The following is an 8,558-nucleotide window of genomic DNA, read 5'->3' as shown; positions in this document are numbered from 1 at the left end:
TGGTGGCCGACGAAGTGATCGGCGGCTTCGGCCGCACCGGCGAATGGTTCGCACACCAACACTTCGGTTTCGAACCCGATCTCATCACGATGGCGAAGGGCCTCACGTCGGGCTACGTGCCGATGGGTGCGGTCGGCATTCACGAACGCGTGGCGCGACCGATCATCGACAACGGCGAATTCAACCACGGCCTCACGTACTCGGGGCACCCGGTCGCGGCGGCCGTCGCGGTCGCGAACCTGAAGCTGCTGCGCGACGAGGGCATCGTCGAGCGCGTGAAGAACGATATCGGGCCGTATTTCCAGCGCCGGCTGCGCGATGCGCTGGGCGACCATCCGATCGTCGGGGAGATTGCGGGAGCGGGGCTGGTCGCGGGCGTTCAGCTTGCGTGCGACCGGGACCGGCGCGAGCGGTTCGGTGCGAATGTCGATATCGGCACGATCTGCCGCGATTTCTGCTTCAACGGCAACCTGATCATGCGTGCGACCGGCGACCGCATGCTGCTGTCGCCGCCGCTGGTGATTCGCGAGGCGGAGGTCGACGAGATCGTCGACAAGGCGAAGCGCGCGTTCGATACGACGGCGGAGCGGGTGGCGCGCGCGGAGTAAGCCGGTGTTCCGCGGCAAGCGCCGCGGAACACACTCGCCACCAAAACGAAAAGGCCCTGCGTCGTGAGACGCAGGGCCTTGAATTCTTTGGTGGGCGGTACTGGGATCGAACCAGTGACCCCTGCCGTGTGAAGGCAGTGCTCTACCGCTGAGCTAACCGCCCAAAGAAGCTGAAATTATGTCAGGGCTTTGAGGGTCTGTAAAGCACTTTCTGCAAATATTTTTCAGATACCCGCACATACCTGCCGGCCGGCCGTGCGCTCAGCCCGCGAGCGCGGGCAGTGCGTCGATCGACGCGCGCACGTAATCCGCGAAGCGCAGCGCAACCGGCTCGGTGGTGCCGCTCCGTTTCAGCGCGAGCGTGCGCGATTCGAGCGATGCATCCTTCAGCGGCCGGAACGCGAGCCGCTCGCTCTTCACCTGCTGCAGCACGCGCGGCACGAGCGCGATACCCATCCCGAACTCGATCATCGACAGGATCGTCTGCCACAGCCGTGCCTCGTGGCGGATCAACGGGCTGAAGCCGGCATTCACGCACTGCGCGATGATCAGGTCGTGATAGTGCGGTGCCGCTTCGCGCGGGAACAGGATGAACGGTTCCGCGGCCAGCGCGGCGAGCGCGACCTGCTTGCGCTGCGCGAGCGGATGCGCGGCTGGCAGGCAGCACACGAACGGTTCCGCATAGACGGGCGTCGATTCGACCTCGGGCGGGAAGTGGCCCCAGTGCGCGTAGCCGAGATCGATCTGGCCGCGCTGGATCGCTTGCACCTGCGCCTGCGTGTTCATTTCGCTCAGCACGACTTCGACACCGGGGTAGTCGGCCTCGAAGCGTCGCACGGCATCCGGCAGCCCGCGATACAGCATCGAATGGACGAAGCCGATCCGCAGCCGGCCCGCGAGCCCCGACGCGGAGCGCACCGTCAGGCGTTCGGCCTCGGCTGCCTGCAGCAGCAGCCGGCGCGCTTCGCCGAGCAGCACCTCGCCCGCGTTGGTCAGCGCGACGGTCTTGTTGGTGCGCGAGAACAACTGCACGCCGAGCGCGTCCTCGAACTTGCGGATGTCGAAGCTCAGCGCCGGCTGCGAGATGAACAGGCGTTTCGCCGCGCGCCCGAAATGCAGTTCCTCGGCGACCGCCACGAAGTAGCGCAACTGCTTCAGTTCCATGGTGTCTCCTCGCGGCATCGGCATCGATAAGCGATATCTATCGTACCGGATAAATCCTGTATTGGACGCTTATCGATCGCGCGCCTACGCTCTGCGGAAGGCTTTGCACGGGACTGGCCGGGCGCCGCGGCGCCGCCGTCAGCCAACGTGCAGGTAACCCAGGAGACGCACGCATGAACGACACCGCTCGCACGCCGGAGCCCGGCGCATCCAACATCCCCGACAGCCGGGGCATCAATTTCTTCACCGTCGATCCCGATCTCGGCGCGTTGCTGAAGCTGCATCTCGGCGATGCCCGCTATACCGCGCTCGAGCCGCAACTGCGCGCACTCGGCGCACGCGTGTCGGGCGAGCTCGACGAATGGGCGTCGCGCGCGGACAAGCACCCGCCCGTGCTCGAGCACCGCAACCGGCGCGGCGAGGCCGTGCAGCGGATCGACAAGGATCCCGCGTATGTCGCGCTCGAACGCGTCGCGTATGCCGAGCTCGGGCTCGCGTCGCTGAGCCACGGGTCCGAATCGGTCCCGCCGCTCGTCAAGTACGCGCTGACGTTCCTGTTCGTGCAGGCGGAATTCGGGCTGTGCTGCCCGGTCAGCATGACCGATTCGCTGACGCGCACGCTGCGCCGTTTCGGCGATCCGGCGCTCGTCGCGCGTTACCTGCCGATGCTTGCGTCATGCGACTTCGACACGCTGTACCAGGGCGCGATGTTCATGACCGAACAGGCGGCGGGCTCCGACGTCGGCCGGATCGCGACGCGGGCGACGCGCGAGACGGACGCGCACGGCGAGACCCTCTGGCGCCTGACCGGCGACAAGTGGTTCTGCTCGAACGCGGATGCCGATCTCGCGATGGTGCTCGCGCGGCCCGAAGGCGCGCCGGACGGCATCAAGGGCCTCGCGCTGTTCCTGCTGCCGAAGACGCTGCCGGACGGCACGCGCAACCGCTACCGGATCGTGCGCCTGAAGGACAAGCTCGGCAGCCGTTCGATGGCGAGCGGCGAGATCGTGCTCGAAGGCGCGCAGGCGTATCTGATCGGCGAGATCGGCCGAGGCTTTCACCAGATGGCCGACATGATCAACATGTCGCGGCTGTCGAACGGCGTGCGCGCGGCGGGGCTGATGCGGCGCGCGTTGAACGAGGCGCTGCACGTCGCTGCGCATCGCGAGGCCTTCGGCCGCAAGCTGATCGAGATGCCGCTGATGCAGCGCCAGTTGCTGAAGATGCTGCTGCCGGCCGAGGCCGCGCGCGCGATGTTCATGCAGATCGCGCTGCTGCTGCCGCAGGCCGATGCAGGCGACGAGCAGGCCGCGCGCTGCGTGCGGATCCTGACGCCGCTGATCAAGTTCCGCGCGTGCCGTGATGCGCGCCGCGTGACGGGCGATGCGATGGAAGTGCGCGGCGGCACTGGCTACATCGAGGAGTGGAGCGACGCGCGCGTCGTGCGCGATGCACATCTCGGCTCGATCTGGGAGGGCACGAGCAACATCGTCGCGCTCGATGTCGCGCGGGCCGCGCAGCGTGAGCACGCGCTCGATGCGCTGCGTGCGTTCCTCGGCGACCGCCTCGGCGCGGCGCCGCTGCCCGATGCGAGCCGTGCGGCGCTGCGGCGCATCTTCGCGCGCGCCTGCGACGCGCTCGCGCGGGTCGCGGCCGAAGGCGACGATGCACGCGTGCGGCAGGCCGCGTCGGCGCTGTACTACGCAAGCGCGGCGGTGCTGATGGCGTGCGAGGGCGCGCGGCTTGCGCCGGATTTCCGGCGGCTTGCGCTCGCGCACCTGGTCGTGCGCCACAAGCTGCTGCCGGTCGATCCGCTCGCGCCGGCATCGCGCGACGACGAATCGGCCGCATGCGCCGCGCTGCTGCGCGGCGCGCCGATCCCGCTCGATACCGCGCTCGACCTGCTGCCGGAGGTCGAACGATGAGCACGACACGTGGCGCGCTGGACGGCCTGAAGGTCGTCGACCTGAGCCGGGTACTCGGCGGCCCGTACTGCACGCAGGCGCTCGCCGACCACGGGGCGACGGTGGTCAAGATCGAGCCGCCGGACGGCGACGAGACGCGCGGCTGGGGGCCGCCGTTCCTCGGCGATACCGCGTGGTATTTCATGGGCGTGAACCGCAACAAGGAAGGGCTCGCGCTCGACCTGTCGCGCGACGAGGGGCGCGCGATCCTGTGGCGCCTGCTCGAAGACGCCGACGTGCTCGTCGAGAACTTCAAGCCCGGCACGCTCGCGCGCTGGGGGATGGATTACGCGCGCGACCTGCAGCCGCGCTTCCCGCGCCTGATCCACTGCGCGGTGACGGGCTTCGGCGAAGGCGGCCCGCTCGGCGGGCTGCCCGGCTACGACGCGGTGATCCAGGCGATGGCGGGGCTGATGAGCGTCAACGGCGAGCGCGACGGCGACGCAACGCGCATCGGTCTGCCGATCGTCGACATGGTCACGGGCCTCAATGCGCTGGCCGGCATCCTGCTGGCGCTCGCGGAGCGAGAGAAGAGCGGGCAGGGGCAATCGATCGACATCGCGCTGTACGACTGCGGCGTGTCGCTGCTGCATCCGCACCTGCCGAACTTCTTCGGCTCGGGCCGCGTGCCGGCGCGCAGCGGCAACGCGCACCCGAACATCGCGCCGTACGACAGCTACCGCACGGCGACCGTGCCGATCTTCCTCGCGGTCGGCAACGACCGGCAGTTCGCGCGGCTCGTCGCGCATCTCGGCGTGCCGGCGCTCGCGGGCGATCCGCGCTTCGTCGACAACCGCAGCCGCTGCGCGCACCGGCCCGAGCTGAAGGCCGAACTGGAAGCACGGCTCGCCGCGCACGCCTGCGAGCCGCTCGCGCGCGACCTGATGGCGGCCGGCGTGCCGTGCGGGCCGGTGCGAACGGTCGCCGACGTCGCGCACGATCCGCATGCGCTGCACCGGAAGCTGTTCGTCGAGATCGGTGCGTATCGCGGCACGGCGTCGCCGGTGAAGCTGTCGCGCACGCCGGCCACCTATCGTTCGCCGCCGCCCGCACTCGGCGGCGACACGCGTGCGGTGCTCGATCGCCTCGGCGTCGATCCCGCGCTCCAGCAGCATTTGCTCGACGCCGGCGTGCTGAAGATCGCACCCGACCAGACGTGACCGACCGACGCGCGCGCCGGTAAGCATGGCCGGCCGACGAAACGGAACGTCAAGCAACGCAACGTCAAGCAACGCCGCTGGCCGGCGGCGCGATGCCGGCCACCCGGGAAAGGCGCGCGACAGTCGCGCCCCCGACACACAAACATGGAGACATCGATGAGCCGCCAGCAATCCCCGACCGCCGCACCGCAGCCGCGACCCGGCCGCGCCGCCTTCGCGGCGTTCGTCGGCACCACGATCGAGTGGTACGACTTCTACATCTACGGCACGGCCGCGGCGCTCGTGTTCGGCAAGGTGTTCTTTTCGAGCACGATGGATCCCGGCGTCGCGACGCTGCTTGCGTTCGTCACGTTCTGGGCCGGCTTCGCCGCGCGGCCGCTCGGCGGCATCGTGTTCGGGCATCTCGGCGACCGCGTCGGCCGCAAGACCGCGCTCGTGATCACGCTGGTGATGATGGGGCTGGCCACGACCGGCATCGGCCTGTTGCCCGGCTATGCGCAGATCGGCGTCTGGGCGCCGGCCGGCCTCGTCGTGCTGCGCGTGCTGCAGGGCATCGCGGTCGGCGGCGAGTGGGGCGGCGCGGTGCTGATCGCGAGCGAAAACGCGCCGAAGCATCGCAGCATCCTGTATGCGGCGTTCGCACAGCAGGGCTCGCCCACCGGCAACCTGCTCGCGACTGCCGCGTTCTTCGCGCTGAGCGCGCTGCCGACACCGTCGTTCCTGATGTGGGGCTGGCGCATGCCGTTCCTGCTGTCGGCCGTGCTCGTGATCATCGGCATGGTGATCCGGCTGAAGCTCGAGGAGTCGGCCGACATGCAGCGCGTGCTCGCGCGCAAGCGCACCGTGAAGCTGCCGTTGCGCGACGTCGTGCGCGATCACTGGGTGGTCGTGCTGCTCGCGGCCGGCACGCTGCCGGTGATCAACGTCACGTACTTCCGCAGCACGTTCGCGCTGTCGTGGGCGACCAAGGAACTCGGTTACGCGCAGGGTACGTTTCTCGGCATCCTGTCGATCTCGCTCGTCGTGCAGTTCCTGATGCAGCCGGTCGGCGCGTGGTTCGTGTCGAAGGTCGACATGCGTCGCGCGATGTGTTGGATCCTGATTCCGGAAATCGTGCTGATGCCCGTGATGTTCCATGCGCTCGCGACGCGGTCGTACTGGGTGGCCGTCGCGGGCATGTGCATCTCGACGATTCCGTCGGCGATGTTCTATGGCGCGGTCGGCGGCGTGCTCGCGCGCGTGTTTCCGGCCAACATCCGCTACACGGGCCTGTCGCTCGCGTACCAGTTGAGCGCGCTCGTCGTCGGCGGCGGCACGCCGGTGCTCGCGCAGGCGATCCTCAATTCGACCGGCAGCATCGTCGGCGTCGCGATCGCATCGGGGCTCTATGCGTTCGTGTCGCTCATGTGCATGCTGGCGCTGCTGAATCGCACCGGGTATCGCGCGGACGAACTGTCGACGGCCGAACGCAGCGACGCGGCCGAATGGGGCACCGAAGGCGGCAGTGCGGAAGCCGCGGCCGACGGGAATGCGCAGCCGGGCAAGGGCGGCGCGCTGAAGCCGGCTGGCTGAGCCGCGCGTAACGCCGTAACGACGGAGCGCACCGAACGCATCGAACGCACCGAACGCACCGAACGCACCGAACGCACCGAACGCACCGAACGCGCGCGCCCCAAAAGAAAACGGCACCGTGCGAAACACGGTGCCGCTTTCTCCGGAGCGCGTGGCCGGCAACTTGCGCCGGCCGCGTGCCATCGCATCCTCAGCCTTCCGTCGGCGGCACGTAGCCGGACGCCTGGTCCGCGCCGTCGCCGAAGAAGTACTTCTCCGTCTGCTTCATCAGGTACTGGCGCGCGCGCGGGTCGGCCATGTTCAGGCGGTTTTCGTTGATCAGCATCGTCTGCTGCTTCAGCCAGCCTTGCCACGCTTCCTTCGAGACGCTCTCGTAAATGCGCTTGCCGAGTTCGCCCGGCAGCGGCGGGAAATCGAGGCCTTCGGCTTCCTTGCCGAGCTTCGCGCATTGGATCATTCGAGCCATCGTGTACTTCTCCTGTAATCGGTCTGGGGGGAAGGGCAGTCGTGCCTGCGCTCAGAGCTGTTTCATCAGCACGAGCGACTTGCGCTGCCAGTTATAGAGTTTGCGGCGGTCTTCCGGCAGGTCGTCGACGCTGACCTTGACGAAGCCGCGCTTGAGGAACCAGTGCTCGGTGCGCGTCGTGAGCACAAAGATGTGCGTGAGGCCGCGCGCGCGGGCGCGCTGCTCGATGCGCTTGAGCAGGCGTTCGCCGTCGCCCGAGCCCTGCGCTTCCGGCGCGACCGTCAGGCACGCCATCTCGCCGATCTTCTCCTGCTGGTACGGGTACAGCGCCGCGCAGCCGAACAGCACGCCATCGTGCTCGATTACCGAGAAATGGTCGATGTCGCGTTCGATCTGGTGGCGGCCGCGCCGCACCAGCGTGCCGTCCGACTCGAGCGGCTCGATCAGCGACAGGATGCCGCCGACGTCGTCCGGTGTCGCTTCGCGCAGGCTTTCGAGGTTCTCGTACGAGATCATCGTGCCGACGCCGTCGTGCAGGAACAGTTCGAGCAGCATGCTGCCGTCGAGCGATTGCGGGATCAGGTGCGCCCGGGTCACGCCGCCGCGGCACGCGCGGATCGAATGCTTCAGGAAGAACGCGTCGTCGCCCTGGACGTTGCCGGAATCGAGCAGCTCGGCCGCCGCGTCGAGCGACATTTCGCGGATCAGCTCGCCTTCGTCGTCGACGATGCCGGGGCCGTCGGTCAGGAACACGATCTTGTCGGCGCGCAGCGCGATCGCGGCGGCCGAGGCGACATCTTCCATCGACAGGTTGAACGCTTCGCCGGTCGGCGAGAAGCCGAGCGGCGACAGCAGCACGAGCTTGCGGCTCGCGAGCGAATGACGGATCGATTCGGCGTCGATCTTGCGCACGATGCCCGTGTGCGCGAAATCGACCCCGTCGAGAATCCCGACCGGCCGTGCGGTCACGAAGTTGCCCGACACGACGCTGATGTGCGCGTGCGCCATCGGCGAGTTCGGCAGACCCTGGCTGATCGCGGCCTCGATGTCGAGACGCACTTCGCCGGCCGCTTCCTTCGCGGATTCGAGCGCGCGCGCATCGGTGATGCGCAGGCCGTGCGAAAACTCGGATTCGACACCGTGCAGGCTCAACTGCTCCTCGACCTGCGGACGCGAGCCGTGCACCAGCACGATCTGGATACCCATCGCCTGCAGCAGCGCGATGTCGGACACGAGCGCATTCAGCAGCCCCTGCTGCACCACCTCGCCGCCAAACCCCACGACGAACGTGCTGTTGCGGAACTTGTGGATATAGGGCGCGACGGAGCGCATCCAGTCGACGAACTGCGCGTGATTGGCGGTCGAGTCGTCGGCAGCCGGCGGCGTCGTGGCGCCGGTCTGGGCGGGAGGGAGGTCGGTTTGGGAATTCATGGGCGGGATTATAATGCGCCCCCATGTCGAATGTACCTAAAAGTCCCGCGCCGACGCGGGCCAAAGCGCCGTCGGCCCGGCACCCGGATGGTGCGGCCGATGCACGCCAGCAGCAGGGCCAGCCGCCGCGCCGGCAGCAGGAACAGCAGGCGGGCAAGCCTGCACACGCGCCGCGCGGGCCGCGCGGCGACGA

The 8,558-nt window shown here is 68.4% G+C and carries 8 protein-coding genes and 1 tRNA gene; 4 read left to right on the top strand and 5 right to left on the bottom strand.

From position 1 onward, the window contains the following. The coding region (locus F3J15_RS36340; RefSeq protein WP_166897477.1) for an aminotransferase class III-fold pyridoxal phosphate-dependent enzyme at positions 1-608 on the top strand (608 nt) is incomplete at its 5' end. A gap of 88 nt (positions 609-696) precedes the next feature. Here F3J15_RS36340 and F3J15_RS36335 read toward each other — a convergent pair. Together F3J15_RS36335 and F3J15_RS36330 are read right to left on the bottom strand one after the other, a co-directional pair. Further along, a tRNA-Val gene (locus F3J15_RS36335) sits at positions 697-771 on the bottom strand. A gap of 98 nt (positions 772-869) precedes the next feature. Beyond that, the gene (locus F3J15_RS36330) at positions 870-1,772 is read right to left on the bottom strand and encodes a LysR family transcriptional regulator (RefSeq protein WP_166897475.1); all 903 of its coding nucleotides are present in this window, start codon (positions 1,770-1,772) and stop codon (positions 870-872) included. Positions 1,773-1,945: 173 nt separating this feature from the next. Between F3J15_RS36330 and F3J15_RS36325 the strand changes: the two genes are divergently transcribed. From F3J15_RS36325 to F3J15_RS36315, 3 genes are all read left to right on the top strand, one after another. Further along, the gene (locus tag F3J15_RS36325; protein ID WP_166897472.1) at positions 1,946-3,697 is read left to right on the top strand and encodes an acyl-CoA dehydrogenase family protein; all 1,752 of its coding nucleotides are present in this window, start codon (positions 1,946-1,948) and stop codon (positions 3,695-3,697) included. Then, positions 3,694-4,896, top strand: coding sequence for a CoA transferase (locus F3J15_RS36320; protein WP_166897469.1), 1,203 nt, complete (start codon positions 3,694-3,696; stop codon positions 4,894-4,896). Before F3J15_RS36325 ends, F3J15_RS36320 begins: the two co-directional genes overlap by 4 nt. A gap of 156 nt (positions 4,897-5,052) precedes the next feature. Then, entirely contained in the window at positions 5,053-6,468 is a 1,416-nt protein-coding gene (locus tag F3J15_RS36315; protein WP_166897467.1) for an MFS transporter, read from the top strand. A gap of 190 nt (positions 6,469-6,658) precedes the next feature. Here F3J15_RS36315 and F3J15_RS36310 read toward each other — a convergent pair whose 3' ends face one another. The 3 genes from F3J15_RS36310 to F3J15_RS37610 all read right to left on the bottom strand — a co-directional run. Further along, positions 6,659-6,934 carry an oxidative damage protection protein gene (locus F3J15_RS36310; protein ID WP_006478357.1) on the bottom strand — a complete coding sequence of 92 codons (276 nt, stop codon included), beginning with the start codon at positions 6,932-6,934 and terminating at the stop codon, positions 6,659-6,661. 51 nt (positions 6,935-6,985) lie between these two features. Beyond that, the gene (gene argA / locus F3J15_RS36305; protein ID WP_166897464.1) at positions 6,986-8,365 is read right to left on the bottom strand and encodes an amino-acid N-acetyltransferase; all 1,380 of its coding nucleotides are present in this window, start codon (positions 8,363-8,365) and stop codon (positions 6,986-6,988) included. 8 nt (positions 8,366-8,373) lie between these two features. Next, the coding region (locus tag F3J15_RS37610) for a hypothetical protein (protein WP_205191143.1) at positions 8,374-8,558 on the bottom strand (185 nt) is incomplete at its 5' end.

Source organism: Burkholderia sp. Ap-955, from assembly GCF_011753045.1.
Lineage (GTDB): Bacteria > Pseudomonadota > Gammaproteobacteria > Burkholderiales > Burkholderiaceae > Burkholderia > Burkholderia lata_D.
This window is presented reverse-complemented; position numbering and strand designations above follow the sequence as displayed.

Excerpts from the sequence above, each read along its gene's own strand:
- F3J15_RS36320 (WP_166897469.1), top strand. The coding sequence starts at position 3,694 with ATGAGCACGACACGTGGCGCGCTGGACGGCCTGAAGGTCGTCGACCTG.
- F3J15_RS36330 (WP_166897475.1), bottom strand. The coding sequence starts at position 1,772 with ATGGAACTGAAGCAGTTGCGCTACTTCGTGGCGGTCGCCGAGGAACTG.
- F3J15_RS36325 (WP_166897472.1), top strand. The coding sequence starts at position 1,946 with ATGAACGACACCGCTCGCACGCCGGAGCCCGGCGCATCCAACATCCCC.
- F3J15_RS36315 (WP_166897467.1), top strand. The coding sequence starts at position 5,053 with ATGAGCCGCCAGCAATCCCCGACCGCCGCACCGCAGCCGCGACCCGGC.
- argA (WP_166897464.1), bottom strand. The coding sequence starts at position 8,365 with ATGAATTCCCAAACCGACCTCCCTCCCGCCCAGACCGGCGCCACGACG.
- F3J15_RS36310 (WP_006478357.1), bottom strand. The coding sequence starts at position 6,934 with ATGGCTCGAATGATCCAATGCGCGAAGCTCGGCAAGGAAGCCGAAGGC.